This window comes from Myxococcus sp. AM010 (genome assembly GCF_013372585.1).
In the GTDB taxonomy this organism is placed as follows: Bacteria; Myxococcota; Myxococcia; order Myxococcales; family Myxococcaceae; genus Myxococcus; species Myxococcus vastator.
In genome coordinates this window covers 173537-190697 of sequence record NZ_JABXEO010000003.1, presented here as the reverse complement: position 1 = coordinate 190697, position 17161 = coordinate 173537, and the positions used below count along the sequence as shown (strand labels likewise).

Sequence of the window (17161 nt, the reverse complement as noted above, 5' to 3'; positions counted from 1 at the left end):
CACCTTCGGTTGTCTTCTAAGCCATCTCGGCTATACATGCACCAAGGAGTTCAAAACCTCTTGAACTCCATGAAGGAGAGGGTCCGTGGGAGGCAAGCGGCCAGACGAACCAGCCGGGTCCGGACGGGCCCCGGGCGCGCTTCGAGTGCTTCGCGCGGAGCGGCCCGAAGGCACGCGCGTGCGCGTGGGCCCCGTGGAAGTCGGAGGTCCCGGGTTCGTCGTCATGGCCGGTCCCTGCGCGGTGGAGGGCGCGGAGCAGGTGCAGCACGCCGCCTCGGTGGTGGCCGCCGCGGGCGCCCATGTCCTGCGCGGTGGCGTATTCAAGCCTCGCACCAGCCCCTACGCGTTTCAGGGCATGGGCGAGCCGGGCCTGCACGTCCTGGCGGAGGCCGGGCGGCGCCACGGCATGCCCATCATCAGCGAGGTGATGGAGTCGGCGCAGATTCCCCTCATGGAGGAGTCCACGGACATCCTCCAGGTGGGCGCGCGCAACATGCAGAACTACTCGCTGCTGCGGGCGCTGGGGAAGGTGCGCAAGCCCGTGCTGCTCAAACGAGGCCTGTCGGCCACGTTGCAGGAATGGCTGCTGGCCGCCGAGTACATCCTCGACGGCGGCAACGAGCAGGTGATGTTGTGCGAGCGCGGCATCCGCACCTTCGAGACGGAGCTGCGCAACACGCTGGACCTGGCGGCGGTGGCCTGGGCGAAGCAGCGCTCCCACCTGCCCGTCATCGTCGACCCGTCCCATGCGACGGGGGACCCGGCGCTCATCCTCCCCATGTCGCTGGCGGCCGCGGCCGCGGGGGCGGACGGATTGTTGATTGAAGTCCACCCGAAGCCCGAGCTGGCCATGTGCGATGGGCACCAGGCCCTGACGCCCGAAGGCTTCGAGACGTTGATGCGGCGGCTGCCAGCCGTGCTACACGCGGTGGACCGACACCTTTGGCGGCCGGAGAGCCCGGCCCAGGTCGTGAGGGCGCGATGAGTACTGAAGTCCGTGAGATGTTCTCTTCCATCGCCACGAAGTACGACGTGACGAATGAGGTCCTCTCGTTCGGCATCCACCGGCTGTGGCGCCGGAAGGCCGTCCGGCTCAGCACCGCGAAGGAGGGAGACCGCGTCCTCGACTGCGCTTCGGGCACCGGCGACCTGGCCCTGGCCTTCAAGCGCAAGGTGGGCGCCTCCGGCCGCGTCGTGGGCACGGACTTCTGCCCGGAGATGCTGGAGAGCGCCCCCGCCAAGGCGGAGAAGGCGGGCCTCCAGGTGGACTTCCAGGTGGCCGACGCGATGGACCTGCCCTTCGCGGCAGACAGCTTCGACGTGGCCTCCATCTCCTTCGGCATCCGCAACGTGGATGACCCGGTGAAGTGCCTGAAGGAGATGGCGCGGGTGGTCCGGCCCGGTGGCCATGTCGTGGTGCTGGAGTTCGGCCAGCCCACGGGGGCCTTCGGGGCCCTGTTCCGCTTCTACAGCAAGACGGTGATGCCCGCCGTCGGTGGGCTGCTGACGGGCAACCGCGCCGCGTACCAGTACCTGCCCAAGACGTCCGCCGCGTTCCCGGCTGGCGACAAGTTCCTGGAGTTGATGGACCAGTCCGGGGCCTACGCGGCAAAGTCCGCGCATGCGCTCACGTTCGGCACCGCCTACATCTATGTCGGCACCGTCCGCTGAGGAGCGGCGGGACCTCGTCGAACAGATTCTCGCCTCGGTGGATCCCCGGCTCGCGCCGGGACTGAGGGTGGCGGTAGCCCGCCCGGGCCCCTCCCCATTCCCCGTCTCCGGACAGACGGTGGTGCTCGCCGGCCACCGGAGCGCCGGCAAGTCGCGCCTGTTGCCCATGGTGGCCCGCATGCTCGCGCGGCCCGGGCTGGACCTGGACGCGCACCTGGAGCGCCTCCACGGCCGCCCGCTGCGCAGGTGGGTGGCCGAAGCGCCGCAAGCGTTCCGGACCGCCGAACGACAGGCCCTGCTGGACCTGCCGGCTGGAGCCCTGGTGGCCGTGGGAGGGGGCTTCTTGTCCCACCACCCGGACGCGCTGGCCGGGCGCTTCACCCTGGTCGTCCCCGTGTGTTTCGACACCTACCGTGAGCGGCTGCTCACGGACCGGACGCGCCCGCGGCTGCGCGCCGACGTGTCGCTCGAAGAAGAATTGTCCGCCGTGTTCCATGAGCGCGAGGTGCTGCACGCCCGCGTCCCCACCGTGGCCCTGGAGGACTTCCTCCGAGGCTGCCTTGCCCCCGAGGTGCCCCTGTGACGCCCGCCCGGCGCGTCGTCACCCTGCCCCCCACCTTGCTCGGCGAAGACGCCGTCCGCTTCGCGCGTGACGGCCAGCGCCGTGGGGCGGACGTCCTGGAGATCCGCACGGACCTGCACGCCCCTGACGCGATTGACCCCGAGGCGCTGGCGGCGGTGCTGCCGTTGCTCGTCTCCGAGCGGGGCAAGCCGCTGCCCGCCCGCTGGGTGGCCGCGGCCTGGCGCGTGGACCGGGACTTGATGGACGCGTCGGGGCAACAGGGTTCGCTGGCGGCACCGCCGGGAAAGCTGCTCGCGTCGCACCACGCGAGCCGGCAGCTGTCCACGGAGGAAGCGCTCCAGTTGTGGGAGCGTGAGCTGCCCGCCGACGCCCTGGTGAAGCACGTGGAGCCGATGACGGACCCGGCGCACCTCGTCACGCTGCTGGAGACGCAGCGGCGGATGGCGGAGCGCTTCGGTGCCACGCGCGTCACGGTGCTGGGCATGGGCGCGGTGGCGCTGCCCACGCGGGCGCTGCTCGCTCGGGGCAACGTGTTGGACTACGTCGCCGCGGGAGGCGCCTGGGTCGCGGCGCCCGGGCAGCGGCTGCTGGATGACGCCGTGCGGGAGCTGCGCGGCGCGGACCGGTACACGGTGGCGCCGCCGCTGCGGCTAGGCATCCTGGGGACGTCCATCCTCCACTCGCGCTCGCCCCGCATCCACCGTCAGCCCTTCGACCGCATCGACCTGCCGGAGGACGGGCCCGTGGAGGCGGTGGTGGACGCGCTGCTGCCGCATTACGGAGGCTTCGCCGTCACCAGCCCCTTCAAGCTGCGGCTGGCGAAGCACACGGGGTCCTCCCTGGACGCCATCAACACGCTGGTCCGCCGGGGCGACCGGTGGGAATCCTTCAATACCGACACGTTCGGCGCCCGCACGGTGCTCGAGCGGCTCGGGGCTCGCGAAGTCTTCGTCCTGGGAGATGGGGGCGCCACGTCGGCGCTCCGGTCCGTGGCGGCGGAGCTGAGCTGTGACTTGCGCGTCTTGCGACGCGCCGACATCCAGGCGCCTCTCACAGGGGCGGGCGTCTGGACCTGGCCCGATAGGGTGCCCGCTCCTGACGACCTGCGCTTCGACGGGGCCCGTGTGGCGGTCATCGCCTACGGCGCTCCGGGCCGGCGCATCGCCGCGGAGGTTGTCCTCCGCGGCGGTACTCCGGTCCTGCTGGGTGCGGCGTGGTTCGTCGCGCAAGCCCGGCGTCAGCGCCAACTCTGGGAGTCCGCGACATGAATACCTTCGGCGAGCTGTTTCGCCTGACGACGTTTGGAGAGAGCCACGGCCCCGCGCTCGGCGCCATCCTGGATGGCTGCCCCGCCGGTGTGCCCCTGACGCGCGAGCAGATTCAAGTCGCGCTGGACCGTCGGCGCCCTGGCCAGTCCACCCTCACCACCGCGCGCAGCGAGCCGGACCAGGTGGAAGTCCTGTCCGGCGTCTTCGACGACAAGACGCTGGGCACGCCCATCGCCGCCATCGTGCGCAACACGAACCAGCGCTCAGGGGACTACGAGAAGCTGAAGGCCGAGGACCGGCCCGGCCACGCGGACGCCGTGTGGCGCGAGCGCTTCAAGCACCGCGACCACCGCGGCGGCGGCCGAACCAGCGGACGCGAGACGCTCTGCCGCGTCATCGGCGGCGCCATCGCCGAGGCGTACCTGGCCCGTGACGTGCCCTCCATCCGCACCGTTGCCTACGTGTCCCAGGTGGGCAACCTGGTGGCCGCCGTCCCCGCGCCGGGCCTCACCCGCGAGCAGGTGGACGCGCACGCCACGCGCTGCCCGGACGTCACCGTCCGCGACGAGATGTCCCAGCGCATCCTCACCGCGAAGGAAGCGGGCGACAGCCTGGGCGGCGCCATCGACGTGCGCGTGGAGGGCCTGCCCGTGGGGCTGGGCGAGCCCATCTTCGGCAAGCTCAAGGCGCGCATCGCCCAGGCGCTGGGAAGCATCGGCGCCGTCACCGGCGTCGTCTGGGGCCCACCTGATTTGCTGGAGCGCATTGGCCAGCCCGGCATCCAGTTCCACGCCGTGAAGGACGCGTATGGCGGCATCCAGGGCGGGCTCGCCAACGGTGAGCCGATGCAGCTCCGCACCTTCTTCAAGCCGCCCGCCACGCTGCAGGAGCACGCGAAGGGTGGCCGTCACGACCCGTGCATCATGCCCCGCGCCGTCCCGGTGCTGGAGGCCATGGTGTCGCTGGTCATCGCCGACCTCGTCCTCCACATGAACGCGAGGCCGCACGCCCTATGAGCGCTCTTCCTCCCGGGGCCTACCGTCCGCCCTCCGACCGCTGGGGCACCTTCGCCCGGCTCGCGAAGAACCTTCCCGAGGGCAGCATCGCGGTGGTGGACCGCACCGTCGCGAAGCTCCACCCCAGCCTCCTCCCCACCCTGGAGGCGCGCAGCCCCCGCGCCATCATCCAGCTCACTGGCGGCGAGAGCGCCAAGACGTTCACCGCCCTGGAGAAGGTCCTGGCCGGCGGTTTGGCCCTCCCGCGCTCCGGCACGCTCGTGGCCGTGGGCGGCGGCACCATCGGTGACGTCTCCACCGTGGCCGCGCACCTCCTCAAGCGCGGCGTGCGGCTGGTGCAGGTCCCCACCACGCTGCTGGCGGCGGTGGACAGCAGCGTCGGCGGCAAGGGCGCTGTCGACATGACGGTGCGCGGGCGCGTGGTGAAGAACCCGGCCGGCGTCTTCCACTACGCGGACGAAGGCTGGGTGTGCCCCGAGTTCTTCGACACGCTCTCCGATGCGCAGCGCCGCGAGGGCGCGCTGGAGGCGTGGAAGATGGTGGTCAGCCTCGACGCGCCGCGCTTCCGCCGCTACGTGCGCAAGCCGCCCGCGCTGGAGAAGCTGGTGAAGGACGCCCGCGCCCTCAAGGAGAGCATCTGCGCGCAGGACCCGTACGAGCACACGGGGCTGCGCCGGGTGCTCAACTTCGGCCACACCTTCGGCCACGTGCTGGAGAGCGTGTCCCGCTTCAAGCTGTCCCACGGTGACGGCGTGGGCCTGGGCATGCTGCTGGCCCTGGACGTGGGCCGTCACCTGGGCGTGACACCGGAGCCCGTGGCCGCCGAGGTCGAGGCCGCCCTGTCCAATGGCCCTGGCGTCCAGGGCCGCGAGCGCGCCGCCGCCCTCCTCCGCCGCGCGCCCATCAAGGACGTGCTGGCGCTGCTCACCGCCGACAAGAAGGCCGGCGCCAGGGGCGAGCTGCGCATGGTGCTGCTGACGGCCATTGGCGCCACCGAGGTGCGTGACGTGGACGAACCGAGCTGGCGCGCCTTGTGGCCCGCGTGGACGAAGGGGGTGCGCCCATGAGCACGGCGAAGGCTTCCCGTATCCGAGTGGACCCCTCCGCGCTGCACGCCGCCCCCCTCACCCCGCCCGTGTCCAAGTCGGACGCGCAGCGGGCATTGGTGCTGGGGCACCTCACGGGCGCGTGGCCGCTGCCCTCGGTGCAGGCCGAGGCGGATGAGGACCTGCCCGCCGACGTGCGCGTGCTGCGCCGGGGCGTCGAGGCCCTGCGCCTGCCGCCGGACGCCGTGCGCGACATCGACTGCGCGGACGGCGGCGCGCCCTTCCGCATCCTGGCCACCCAGGCGGCGGTGACGCCCGGCGCACAGGCGCGCTTCACCGGCACGCCCCGCCTGGGCGAGCGGCCCCACGGCCCGCTCTTCACGTCGCTGCGCGAGGCCCTGGGTCCCGCGGGCCTCACGCTCACGGAGGGCACACCCTGGCCGGTGGCGCTGCGCGCGCCCCATGACACGTCGAACGTCCCCCCCGTGTTCCGCGTGCCCGGCGCCCAGAGCAGTCAGTACGCCTCCAGCCTGCTGCTGGGCTGCGCCGCGCTGTACCTGCGCGAGCGCCGCCCCTGGCGCGTGGAGATTGATGGGCCCCTCACGAGCGCGGGCTACCTGGAGCTGACGCTGACGTGGCTGCGGCGCTTCGGCTTCGACATCCAGCGCTCACCATCGAGCTACACCGTGGCCGGGTACGCGGCGCCCGCGGCCGTCCCGACGCTTCCGGGGGACTGGTCGTCCCTGGGCTACCTGCTGCTGGTGGCCTGGAAGACGGGCGGCACCGTGGTCCGCGCGGACACGGGCAGTGCCCACCCGGACGACGCCATTGTGCGGTTGATCGAGCAGGTGGGCCTGCGCGCGGCGCCCACCGGTGCGCCCTTCACCCTGAAGGTGGAGGGCCCGCTGTCAGGGGGCCTGCGCGCCTCCGGCGAGGAGTGCCCGGACCTGCTCCCCACGCTGGCCGCGCTCGCCTGCGTGCTTCCAGCGCCCTCCACGCTCACGGAGGTGGGCATCCTCCGCGTGAAGGAGAGCGACCGCCTGGAGGGTATCCGGACGCTCGTGAAGGCGTTCGGCGGAACCACGGAGCTCCAAGGAGAGCGGCTGCTGATCCAACCACCCCGCACGCCTCCCTCGGGCTTCGAGATGAGCAGCGAGGGTGACCATCGCCTCGCGATGACAGCGGCGACACTGTGTGTCCTGTCCGGCGCGCCGCTGACACTCACCGGTCCAGAGTGCGTGGAAAAGAGCTTTCCTGGGTTCTGGCGGCAGCTGTCCGGGGTGGGTGTTCGGATAACTGATGCACGCTGAGACCCTCAGTGTCCGACCAGCAGACTTATCGTTCTTTTTTGTTGAAAGCACTCTCCGCCCTGTGAAATCTCCGCCCCATGGCCAAGGACACGCTGACGATCACCGACAATCGGACCGGGAAGACCTACGAGGTCCCGGTCGAGAACGGCTGTATTCGCACCAATGCTCTCCGCCAGATCAAAACGGGCGACGATGACTTTGGGCTGATGGGCTACGACCCGGCGTTCCTCAACACCGCCAACTGCAAGAGCGCCATCACCTTCATTGACGGAGACAAGGGCATCCTCGAGTACCGGGGCTACCCCATCGAGCAGCTCGCCGAGAAGTCGAGCTTCATCGAGGTCGCCTACCTCCTGCTCAACGGTGAGCTGCCCACGCCGAAGGAGCTGGAGCAGTTCAACCACCTCGTCACGCACCACACGTACGTGCATGAGAACGTGAAGAGCTTCATGGACGGGTTCCGCTACGACGCGCACCCCATGTCCATGCTGAGCTCCACGGTGGCGGCGCTGTCCAGCTTCTACCCCGACGCGAAGAACATCAAGGACCCGCTGAGCCGCCGCATCCAGATCACCCGGCTCATCGCGAAGATGCCCACCATCGCCGCGTTCTCCTACCGGCACACGATGGGCCTGCCGTACATCTACCCGGACAATGACTTGTCCTACGTCGCCAACTTCCTGGCGATGATCAAGCGCATCGGCACGGCGACCTACAAGGTCCACCCCGTGCTCGAGCGCGCGCTCGACATCCTCTTCATCCTGCACGCGGACCACGAGCAGAACTGCTCGACCACGTCCGTGCGCACGGTGGGCTCGTCCGAGGTGGATCCGTACTCGGCGGTCAGCGCGGGCATCGGCGCCCTCTACGGCCCGCTGCACGGCGGCGCCAACGAGGCGGTGCTCCGCATGCTCCGCGACATCGGCCACATCTCCAAGATCCCGGAGTTCATCAAGTCGGTGAAGAGCGGCGAGGGTGAGAAGAAGCTGATGGGCTTCGGTCACCGCGTCTACAAGTCCTACGACCCGCGCGCGAAGGTCATCAAGCGCGTGGCCGACGAGGTCTTCGAGGTGACGGGCAAGAACCCGCTGCTGGAGATCGCCGTCGAGCTGGAGCGCATCGCGCTGGAGGACGAGTACTTCGTGAAGCGGAAGCTGTACCCGAACGTCGACTTCTACTCGGGCCTCATCTACGAGGCGATGGGCTTCCAGGTCGAGATGTTCCCGGTGCTCTTCGCCATCCCCCGCACGGTGGGCTGGTGCGCGCAGTGGGAGGAGATGGTGACGGACAACGAGCAGAAGATCGCCCGGCCGCGCCAGGTGTTCACGGGCTCCCCGCGCCGCGACTACGTCCCCATGAAGCAGCGCGCCGCCAAGTAGTCCTTGGCGCCAGGCCCGCGCGGCTCGCGTGGGCTTGAAGCACGATGGGGCGAGGAACCGCGAGGTTCCCCGCCCCTTTCGCTTTTCCCGCGGCGACGGCGCGCTCAGCCCGTCCGCGACCCGCCCCGTGGGGACTCGTCGTAGAGCGACTCCACGAGGCCGGCGTACTTCTCCGCCACCACGTTGCGGCGCACGCTCAGCTTCGGCGTCAGCTCGCCGCCCTCCACGGAGAAGTCCTTGGGCAGCACCGCGAAGCGCTTGATGGTCTCGAAGCGGGACAGCTTCGGATTCACGTCGCGCTCCACGCGCTCCTGGAGGAACTGACGCAGGCGGGCGTCCTCCGCGAGCTGGGCCGCGCCCTCTGGCCACCCCTGCGCCTTGGCCAGGGTCCGCGCCTTCTCCGCGTCCAGCGTCAACAGGGCCACCAGGAAGTTGCGGCGCTCGCCCAGCACCACCGCCTGCCCCACTCCGGGCAAGGCCTTGAGCAGCTCCTCGATGTTGGAGGGCGACGTCTTCTTCCCGCCCGAGGTGACGATGATGTCCTTCTTGCGGCCGGTGATCTGGACGTAGCCGTCCGCGTCCAGCTGGCCCACGTCACCGGAGTGCAGCCACCCGTCCGCCAGCAGCTCGGCGGTGGCCTCCGGGTTCTTGTAGTACCCCATGCAGACGTTGCCGCCGCGCACCAGCAGCTCGCCGTCGTCCGCGATGCGCAGCTCCACTCCCATCATCGCCCGGCCCACGGAGCCCAGCCGCGTGTGGGACTCGGTGTTCACCGTGCCAGGGCCCGTCACCTCCGTCATGCCCCACACCTCGTGGATGACCATGTCGATGGAGGCGAAGAAGTCCAGCACGTCCCGACCGATGGGCGCCGCCGCCGTGGCGAAGAAGGACACCCGCTCCATGCCGATGCGCTCCTTCAGGGGGGCGAAGACGAGCTTCCTGGCGAGCAGATACTGGGCCTCCAGCGTCATCGGGACGCTCTGGTGGTGCATCACCCGCGCATGCCGCTCCGAGGCGACGTGGCGGGCCCAGGCCACCACCCGGCGCTTCGAGGGCGGCTGCGAGGCCAATCCCTCCTCCGCCTTCGCCTTGAACTTCTCCCACACGCGCGGCACGCCGAAGAAGAACGAGGGGCGCACCTCCCGCAGGCTCTGCGGCATCGTGTCCACCGACGCCGCGAAGTACACCTGCACCGCGCTCAACAAGGGGCTGTGGAGGGAGATGATCTGCTCGGCGATGTGCGACAGCGGCAGGTACGACACGAGCGAGGACGCGTCAGGCCGGCCGAACGTCACCGAGTCCGAGAGCTGCTTCGCCGTCCACACCAGGTTGTGGTGGCTGAGCATCACCCCCTTGGGGTGGCCGGTGGTGCCGGAGGTGTAGATGAGCGTGCCCATGGCCTCCGGCTTCAGGGCGTGGACGCTGTCCCAGTAGGGCTTCTCGTCCGCGCCGGTGCCCAGGGCCATGACGTCCGCGTAGCGCAGCACCCCCTCCGGGAGCACCGTGGGCGCGTCGATGATGACGACGTGGCGCAGCTTCGGCAGCCGCTCACGCAGGGCCAGGGCGGTGCGCAGGTGCTGCGCGTTCTCCACCAACAGGAGCGTGGCCTCGCAGTGCCCCAGGATGTACTCCAGCTGCTCCGGGGCGCTGGTGGTGTAGAGACCGACAGGGACGCCCCCCATGGCGATGGCCGCCAGGTCAGCGACGTGCCACTCCTCGCGGTTGAAGCTCAGGATTCCCACCGGCTGGCCCGCACCCACCCCCAGCGCATGCAGGCCCAGGGCGAAGCGCCGCACCCGCTGCGCATATTCAAACCACGAGGTGGGCGCATAGGCGCCCCCACGGCGCGTCCACAGGGCCGGGCGCTGCTCCTGCTGCGCGGCCCGGTCATGGAGCGCGTGCACCACCGTCTTGGGAAGGTCCATGCCCTGAACGCTAGCGGATGCAAGGCCCCGCACCAATGTCCCCACGTCTCGGACGTTGACAGCTAGTTGGAGTGCTTTGTATGCCGCGCTCGACCATGAGCATCGACTTCACCTGCCAGAAGTGCGAGGCGAGCTTCGAGCTGGACGCTCAGGACCTCATTGAAGGGACTGAGAAAATCGTCTGCCCGCATTGCGACGCCAAGGCGCCCGCCAACCTCACGGAGGACTTCGTCGCAGCGCTCACGGAGATGCGCGCGCAGATCGCCGCGCTCGACAAGCGGTTCGCCGTGTCCATGACGTTGGAGTCCGAGGACCTGGAGGACATGCTCGACGAAGACGACGAGGACGACGACGAGGACGACTCGGAGGACGACGACCTCGATGAGGACGAGGACGAGGACGTCGACGACGAGGAGGACTACGACGAGGACGAGGACGACGACGACCGTCGTTGAGCCTGTCCGCCTGCCCTCCAGCCCGGGGAGCACCCCACGCAGCAGGGGGTAACCGGGCCTGGAGCGCAACCCTCCCGGCAGATGGCCGGGTGCGTAGCTTAAAAGCGTGAAAACGCCCAACCGCGCCACTTTGTTCGTCGCACCTCTCTCTGCCGTGCTTCTGGCGCTCGGAGGGCTGCTGATGTTTCCCGCCTTCACCCCACCGGTAGCGCTGGCGGCCCTGGGAGGAGCACAGGGCCAGCCCTGCGTCACCGAAGGTGAAGACGACCCGAAGGCCTGCTCCGAGTTGGTCGAGCTCGAGGTGCAGGACGTGGTCCCACTGGAGGAAGCCCAGGCCCACGCCGTGGTCCTGGCCACCAAGGACAAGGGCATCGTCCTCCCGGTGTTCGTGGACGAGGCCTCGGCCATCTCCATCGCCTTCCGGCTGGCGGAGCGCCAGCCGCCCCAGCCGCTCGCACAGGACCTCCTGGACGACGTGGTGACGGAGCTGGGGGCCAAGGTGACGGAGGTCCGCATCGACGACCTGCGTGACAACGTCTACTCGGGCCGCGTCTTCCTGGAGCAGGGCAAGAAGAAGATGACGCTGGACGCCCGGCCGTCGGACTCCATCGCCATGGCGCTCACCAGCCACGCCCGCATCCGCGTCACCCGCAAGGTGCTGACGCTGGCCGGCATCACCCGCGAGGAAATCGAGGGGCTCCAGCAGGAAGGCCCCGGCGTGGGCGGCAGTGGCCCGCTGGACGCGCCCGGCTTCCCTGCCCCGGGCGCCCCGAGTGAGCCGCCCATCGACATGGACATGGAGGGCCTGCCGCCGGGTCACCCGATGCTCAAGACGCCGCCGCTGGGCACGGGCAAGGAAATCGAGCTCTAGGTCCTGACGAGAAGCACTCGCAAGAAAGCCCGGCCCCCCCTCCCAGGGATGCCGGGCTTTCTCTCTCTGCCATCGTCGGCAGAAGAGTTAGTCCCGCGGGCGCGAGGCTGTCAAGCCGGGCCCCCGGCCGCCTAGGATGCGCGGCCCTATGCGCAAGGCGAAAATCATCTGCACCCTGGGCCCCGCTTCGGACACGCCCGAGGTCATCGAAGGGTTGATCCGCGCGGGCATGAACATGGCGCGGCTGAACTTCTCACACGGCACGCACGAGGAGCACCGACGCCGGGTGGAGATCATCCGCAAGGTCGCCAAGCGCCTGGGCACGCCGGTGGCCATCCTCCAGGACATCCAGGGGCCCAAGATTCGCCTGGGCCGCTTCGAAGGCGGGCAGCTGCTGGTGAAGCAGGGCCAGGACGTCACGGTGACGACGCGCAACGTCCTGGGCCAGGACGGCGTCATCCCCACCCCCATCAAGACGCTGGTGAAGGACGTGGCCAAGGGCCATGAAATCCTCCTGGACGACGGGCGCGTGCGGCTGCGGGTGCTGCGCGTCCACGGGCAGGACGTGCAGTGCCGGGTGGAGGTGGGCGGGGTGCTCAAGAATCACAAGGGCCTCAACCTGCCCGGCTCGCCCATGTCGGTGCCCACGATTACCCGAAAGGACGCGGCGGACCTGGCCTTCGGACAGGAGGTGGGCGTGGACTACGTGGCGCTGTCCTTCGTCCGCACGCCCGAGGACATCAAGAAGGCGCGCGCGCACGTGGCGAAGCTGAAGACGCCCCTCATCGCGAAGATTGAAAAGCCCCAGGCGGTGGAGCGCGTGGAGGAGATCGCCGCCGTAGCGGACGGCATCATGGTGGCGCGCGGCGATTTGGGCGTGGAGATGCCGCTGGAGCGCCTGCCCGCCATCCAGAAGCACATGGTGAGCGCGGTGAACCGCATGGGCGGGATCGTCATCGTCGCCACGGAGATGCTGGAGAGCATGGTGGCCAACGCGCGCCCCACCCGCGCCGAGGTGTCCGACGTGGCCAACGCCATCCTCGACGGCGCGGACGCCGTCATGCTGTCGGGCGAGACGGCCGCGGGCAAGTACCCGATTGAGGCGGCGTCCACCATGGCGTGCATCGTGGAGGAGACGGAGCGCGGCGTGGTGAAGCACCAACACCCCTCCCCCTTCGAGCGCTCTGAAGATCTGGGCACGGGCGTGGCCGCGGCGGCCGTGGCGGCGGCGACGCAGCTGGGCATTGGCACCATCGTCGCCTACACGGAGAGCGGCCACACCGCGCGCATCATCTCCGAGTTCCGGCCCCACGCGCGCATCGTCGCCCTCACGCCGAGCGAGACGGCCGTGAATCGCATGGCGCTCTACTGGGGCGTGACGGGCCTGCGGGTGGCGCGTGTCTCCACCACCGACGCCATGCTCACCCAGGTGCGGCAGCTGTGCCGGAAGGAGAAGCTCTGCGCGCCCGGCACGCCCGTGGTGGTGGTGGCCGGCGTCCCGCTCAACGTCCCGGGCAACACCAACCTGATGAGCATCCACCGCGTCTGAGCGAGCCAGCGACGGGCCCCGGGACGTGCCGTCACCGGGGCGCCGCGGCCAGCGGGCTCAGAGGACCTTCTGCTCGAAGTCGTAGATCTTCTCGACGGCGAGCTGCCGGTAGCGCTCCACGTTGAGCGCGCGGCGGGAGCACTCCCACACCAGCTCGTTGGGCGTGCGGTCCGGCTCCTTCTTCTTGCGGCGCTTCACCTCCGCCTTGATGGCCTTCACGGCCATGCGGGGGTGGTAGCAGAACGCGGCGGAGAACAGCAGGTGCCCACCGAAGGGGATGAGGCGCGCCTCGATGATGTCCCCCGTCTCCAGGCCCGCGACGTGGCGGCGCTCCGTCACGTCGAAGTCCTTGCCGGAGTACAGCTCGCGCAGACGGACCTCGCCCTTGCCCAGCTTGCGGACCTCGAAGAGGCCGTGGACCGTCTCCGTGAAGCTCCGGAAGGCGTTGGCCTCCTCGGGCGCGGAGCCGGCCAGGCGCTGCTCGTAGAACTCCGTGGCCGGCGTCTTGTTCGTCAGCGACGAGACGCGGTCATAGAGGTAGTAGTCCAGGAAGGACGCCATCCGCAGCTCGAAGAGCTTGTCGTCCTCGAAGACCTCGCCCGTCAGACGGAAGTACTCCGCCTTGGCCTGGAGCAGGTCCTCCTTGCGCGACTCGGCGCTGCCAAAGGCGATGAGCTGATCCAGATACGGCTGATAGGAGAGCGGTGACAGCGACGAGGTCATATTCGGTGGCGCCATCCTACTCCGCCATCAGCTTCGCGAACCTGCCGAAGAGATAGCGCGCGTCATGGGGGCCGGGCGAGGCCTCGGGGTGGTACTGCACGCTGAAGGCCCGCGCGTCCGGGACCCCCAGGCCCTCCACCGTGCCGTCGTTGAGGTTGATGTGCGTCACGACGGCCAGGCCCTTGAGGCTGGCGTCATCCACGGCGAAGCCGTGGTTCTGCGCGGTGATTTCCACCTTGCCCGTCGTGAGGTCCTTCACCGGCTGATTTCCGCCCCGGTGGCCAAACTTCATCTTGTACGTCCGGCCCCCCAGGGCCAGCGCCATGATCTGGTGCCCCAGGCAGATGCCGAACACCGGCACCTTGCCCAGCAGCGCCGCCACGGTGCGGTCCGCGCCCTTCACCGCCGCCGGGTCTCCAGGGCCGTTGGCCAGGAAGACGCCGTTCGGCTTGCGCGCCAGCACCTCCTCCGCCGTGGTGTTGGCCGGCACCACCGTCACGCGGCAGCCCACGTCCACCAGGAAGTGCAGCATCGACTTCTTCAGGCCGTAGTCGTAGGCCACCACGTCGAAGCGAGGCTCGGCTGGCGCCTGCACCTCGCCCAGGCCGGTGAAGACGTCCGGCGAGGGCTGGGTGAAGGTGTAGGCCTCCTTCGTGGACACGCCCGTGGCCAGGTCCAGGCCCTCCATGCCACGCGCGGTGCGGGCGCGCTCCACCAGGGCCGCGAGAGACAGGCCCTCGCTGGAGATGACGCCCATCTGCGCGCCGTGCTCGCGCAGGTGACGCACCAGGCGGCGGGTGTCGATGCCCTCGATGCCGGCCACGCCGTTGCGCTTCAGGTACGCGTCCAGCGACTCCTTCGCGCGCCAGTTGGACGGCTGCTCGCTGAGGGCGCGCACCACCATGCCCACCGCGTGCACCCGGGCGCCCTCCTCGTCCTCCGGGTTGGCGCCGACGTTGCCCATCTCCGGGTACGACATGGTGACAATCTGGCCCACGTACGAGGGGTCCGTGAGGACCTCCTGGTAGCCGTACATGGTCGTGTTGAACACCACCTCACCCACCGTTTCGCCCACCGCGCCAAACGCGCGGCCTTCGAACGTGGTGCCATCCGCCAGGGCGAGCACTGCCCGCTTCGTCATCACCGCGACTCCTTGCTCTGGCCGACCTGGCCCGTGTCGAACACCTTGTGGCCCGAGACCCACGTCTGGATAACGCGCCCCTTCTGCTGCCGGCCATGGAACGGTGTGTTCCGGCTGCGGGAATGAAACTGGTGCGCATCCACCGTCCACTCCGCGTCGGGGTCCACCACCGTGATGTCCGCCGGCGCTCCAGGCGCCAGGTGACCGCCCGGCAGGCCGAACGCCTTCGCCGGCCCGTGCGTCAGCAGCTCCACCGCGCGGTTCGCGGTGAGCACGCCCGCGTGCACCAGCTCCAGCGTCAGCCCCAGCGCCGTCTCCAGCCCCACGATGCCGTTGATGCCCTTCTCGAACTCCACCAGCTTGTCCAGCACCCCGTGCGGCGCGTGGTCCGTGGCGATGGCGTCCACCGTCCCGTCCACCAGCGCCTCGCGCAGGGCCTGCACGTCGGTGTCCGCGCGCAGCGGCGGGGCCATCTTCGCGTGGGTGTCGTAGTCCCCCACCGCCCGGTCATCCAGGATGAAGTGGTGCGGCGCCACCTCGCAGGTGACGCGCAGGCCACTCCGCTTCGCCTCGCGGATGAGCCGCACGCTGCCCTCGCAGGACACGTGCGCCACGTGCAGCCGCCCCTTCGTCTCCTCCAGCAGCACCAAATCCCTGGCCACCATGGCCACCTCCGCCGAAGCGGGGATGCCGCGCAGCCCCAGCCGCGTGGAGGTGGTGCCCTCATGCATGGCGCCGCCCGCGGACAGCGACAGGTCCTCCTCGTGGACCATGACGGGCACGTCGAACTGGGTGGCGTACTGGAGCGTGCGCCGCATCAGCGACGCGTTCATCACCGGGCGGCCGTCGTCGGTGATGGCCACGCAGCCGGCGGACACCAGCTCGCCCATCTCCGCCAGCTCCTCGCCCTTGAGACCCTTGGTGATGGCCCCGGCGGGATAGACGTGGCACAGGCCCGCGGCGCGGGCGCGGTTCAGCACCAGCTCCGTCACCATGGCGTTGTCGTTGACCACCTTGGTGTTGGGCATGGCCACCACGGCGGTGAAGCCGCCCGCCACCGCGGCGCGGCAGCCGGTGAGGACCGTCTCCTTGCCCTCCTCGCCCGGCTCGCGCAGGTGGACGTGCAGGTCGATGAAGCCCGGCAGCACCCACTTGCCGGTGGCATCCACCACGTCGGCGCTGGAGGGCACCGGCAGCGGGGCCTCCGACACCTCCACCACCTTGCCGTCGCGGACCAGCACGTCGCGGACGCCGTCCACTCCGTTGCGCGGGTCGATGACACGCCCCCGCCTGAAGAGCACCGTGGAGCTCATGCCGCACACACCTCCAGGATGGCCCGCCGCACGGCGACGCCGTTGGACACCTGCTCCAGGATGACGCTGCGGGGCCCGTCCGCCACCGCTGGCGCCAGCTCCACGCCCCGGTTGATGGGGCCTGGATGCATCACCACCGCGTCCGCCTTCATCCGCTCCTCGCGGGCCGCGCTGAGGCCGAACAGCCGTGCATATTCACGCGTGGACGGCAGGAACGCCTGCCCCTGCCGCTCCAACTGGATGCGCAGGCACATCACCGCGTCCGCGTGCGGGAGCGCCGCGTCCAGGTTGTGCGTCACCTCCGCGCCCAGCGACGCCAGCCCCGGCGGCATCAGCGTGGGCGGTCCACACATCACCACCCGGGCGCCCAGCGCCTTGAGGCAGTGCAGGTTGGAGCGGGCCACGCGGCTGTGCAGCACGTCCCCCACGATGAGCACCGTGCGCCCGTCCAGCGAGCCCCAGCGCTGGCGCAGCGTGAAGGCGTCCAGCAGCGCCTGGGAGGGGTGCTCGTGCGTGCCGTCCCCCGCGTTGATGACGGCGCACTTCACGTGCTTCGCCACCAGGTGCGGCGCTCCGGACGAGCGGTGACGCATGACGATGGCCACCGGCCCCGTCGCCTCGATGTTGCGGGCGGTGTCCAGCAGCGTCTCACCCTTGGACACCGAGGAGCCGGTGTGCGTCCAGTTGAGCACACTGGCGCCCAACCCCTTCGCCGCCATGTGGAACGACGTCCGGGTCCGGGTGGAGTCCTCGAAGAAGAGGTTCGCCACCACCTTGCCGCGAAGCAGGTGGGTGGTGTCGGGAGCGCCGGGGAGGTGTGCCTTCGCCCGGTCGAGCAGTGACTCCAGCTCGTCCCGGCGCCAGCCTTCGATTCCAAGCAGGTGTCTCATGGCCGGGGGCGCCGCGTACCC

Annotated in this window: 16 protein-coding genes; 11 read left to right on the top strand and 5 right to left on the bottom strand. The window is 70.0% G+C overall.

Annotated elements, in window-relative coordinates; translation table 11 throughout:
- The first annotated feature begins 145 nt into the window (after positions 1-145).
- From aroF to HV826_RS03340, 8 genes are all read left to right on the top strand, one after another.
- Positions 146-985 carry a 3-deoxy-7-phosphoheptulonate synthase gene (gene aroF / locus HV826_RS03375; RefSeq protein ID WP_176415556.1) on the top strand — a complete coding sequence of 280 codons (840 nt, stop codon included), beginning with the start codon at positions 146-148 and terminating at the stop codon, positions 983-985.
- On the top strand, positions 982-1671 hold the full coding sequence (ubiE, locus tag HV826_RS03370) for a bifunctional demethylmenaquinone methyltransferase/2-methoxy-6-polyprenyl-1,4-benzoquinol methylase UbiE (protein WP_163785450.1): 690 nt from the start codon (positions 982-984) through the stop codon (positions 1669-1671). The genes aroF and ubiE overlap by 4 nt, the downstream gene beginning before the upstream one ends.
- Positions 1652-2254, top strand: a complete 603-nt coding sequence (locus tag HV826_RS03365; RefSeq protein ID WP_176415555.1) for a shikimate kinase — start codon at positions 1652-1654, stop codon at positions 2252-2254. The genes ubiE and HV826_RS03365 overlap by 20 nt, the downstream gene beginning before the upstream one ends.
- Positions 2251-3522 carry a shikimate dehydrogenase gene (locus HV826_RS03360; RefSeq protein WP_176415554.1) on the top strand — a complete coding sequence of 424 codons (1272 nt, stop codon included), beginning with the start codon at positions 2251-2253 and terminating at the stop codon, positions 3520-3522. The genes HV826_RS03365 and HV826_RS03360 overlap by 4 nt, the downstream gene beginning before the upstream one ends.
- Positions 3519-4538 (top strand): chorismate synthase, encoded by a 1020-nt coding sequence (gene aroC, locus HV826_RS03355; protein WP_176415553.1) that lies wholly within the window; start codon positions 3519-3521, stop codon positions 4536-4538. The genes HV826_RS03360 and aroC overlap by 4 nt, the downstream gene beginning before the upstream one ends.
- Positions 4535-5605, top strand: coding sequence for a 3-dehydroquinate synthase family protein (locus HV826_RS03350; RefSeq protein ID WP_176415552.1), 1071 nt, complete (start codon positions 4535-4537; stop codon positions 5603-5605). Before aroC ends, HV826_RS03350 begins: the two co-directional genes overlap by 4 nt.
- On the top strand, positions 5602-6894 hold the full coding sequence (locus HV826_RS03345; RefSeq protein WP_176415551.1) for a 3-phosphoshikimate 1-carboxyvinyltransferase: 1293 nt from the start codon (positions 5602-5604) through the stop codon (positions 6892-6894). Before HV826_RS03350 ends, HV826_RS03345 begins: the two co-directional genes overlap by 4 nt.
- Positions 6895-6971: 77 nt before the next feature.
- Positions 6972-8273: a citrate synthase gene (locus HV826_RS03340; protein ID WP_176415550.1), complete on the top strand. Its 1302-nt coding sequence runs from the start codon at positions 6972-6974 to the stop codon at positions 8271-8273.
- Positions 8274-8377: 104 nt separating this feature from the next.
- Here the strand turns inward: HV826_RS03340 and HV826_RS03335 are convergent, their stop codons facing one another.
- Positions 8378-10198, bottom strand: coding sequence for a long-chain fatty acid--CoA ligase (locus HV826_RS03335; RefSeq protein ID WP_176415549.1), 1821 nt, complete (start codon positions 10196-10198; stop codon positions 8378-8380).
- 80 nt (positions 10199-10278) lie between these two features.
- Between HV826_RS03335 and HV826_RS03330 the strand changes: the two genes are divergently transcribed.
- The 3 genes from HV826_RS03330 (at position 10279) to pyk (ending at position 13073) form a co-directional block, all read left to right on the top strand.
- Complete coding sequence (locus HV826_RS03330) at positions 10279-10653, top strand: hypothetical protein (RefSeq protein ID WP_176415548.1); 375 nt, start codon at positions 10279-10281, stop codon at positions 10651-10653.
- Positions 10654-10834: 181 nt separating this feature from the next.
- Positions 10835-11524 (top strand): bifunctional nuclease family protein, encoded by a 690-nt coding sequence (locus tag HV826_RS03325; protein ID WP_176415547.1) that lies wholly within the window; start codon positions 10835-10837, stop codon positions 11522-11524.
- A gap of 148 nt (positions 11525-11672) precedes the next feature.
- Complete coding sequence (gene pyk, locus HV826_RS03320; RefSeq protein ID WP_176415546.1) at positions 11673-13073, top strand: pyruvate kinase; 1401 nt, start codon at positions 11673-11675, stop codon at positions 13071-13073.
- Positions 13074-13130: 57 nt separating this feature from the next.
- Here pyk and HV826_RS03315 read toward each other — a convergent pair whose 3' ends face one another.
- From HV826_RS03315 to HV826_RS03300, 4 genes are read right to left on the bottom strand one after another with little or no spacing between them, the layout of a single operon-like run.
- Positions 13131-13796, bottom strand: a complete 666-nt coding sequence (locus HV826_RS03315) for a hypothetical protein (RefSeq protein WP_176415583.1) — start codon at positions 13794-13796, stop codon at positions 13131-13133.
- Between the two features lie 16 nt (positions 13797-13812).
- Positions 13813-14937 (bottom strand): glutamine-hydrolyzing carbamoyl-phosphate synthase small subunit, encoded by a 1125-nt coding sequence (gene carA, locus HV826_RS03310; protein ID WP_176415545.1) that lies wholly within the window; start codon positions 14935-14937, stop codon positions 13813-13815.
- Positions 14937-16250 carry a dihydroorotase gene (locus HV826_RS03305; RefSeq protein ID WP_176415544.1) on the bottom strand — a complete coding sequence of 438 codons (1314 nt, stop codon included), beginning with the start codon at positions 16248-16250 and terminating at the stop codon, positions 14937-14939. The genes carA and HV826_RS03305 overlap by 1 nt, the downstream gene beginning before the upstream one ends.
- On the bottom strand, positions 16247-17140 hold the full coding sequence (locus tag HV826_RS03300; RefSeq protein ID WP_176415543.1) for an aspartate carbamoyltransferase catalytic subunit: 894 nt from the start codon (positions 17138-17140) through the stop codon (positions 16247-16249). The genes HV826_RS03305 and HV826_RS03300 overlap by 4 nt, the downstream gene beginning before the upstream one ends.
- Between the last annotated feature and the right edge of the window lie 21 nt (positions 17141-17161).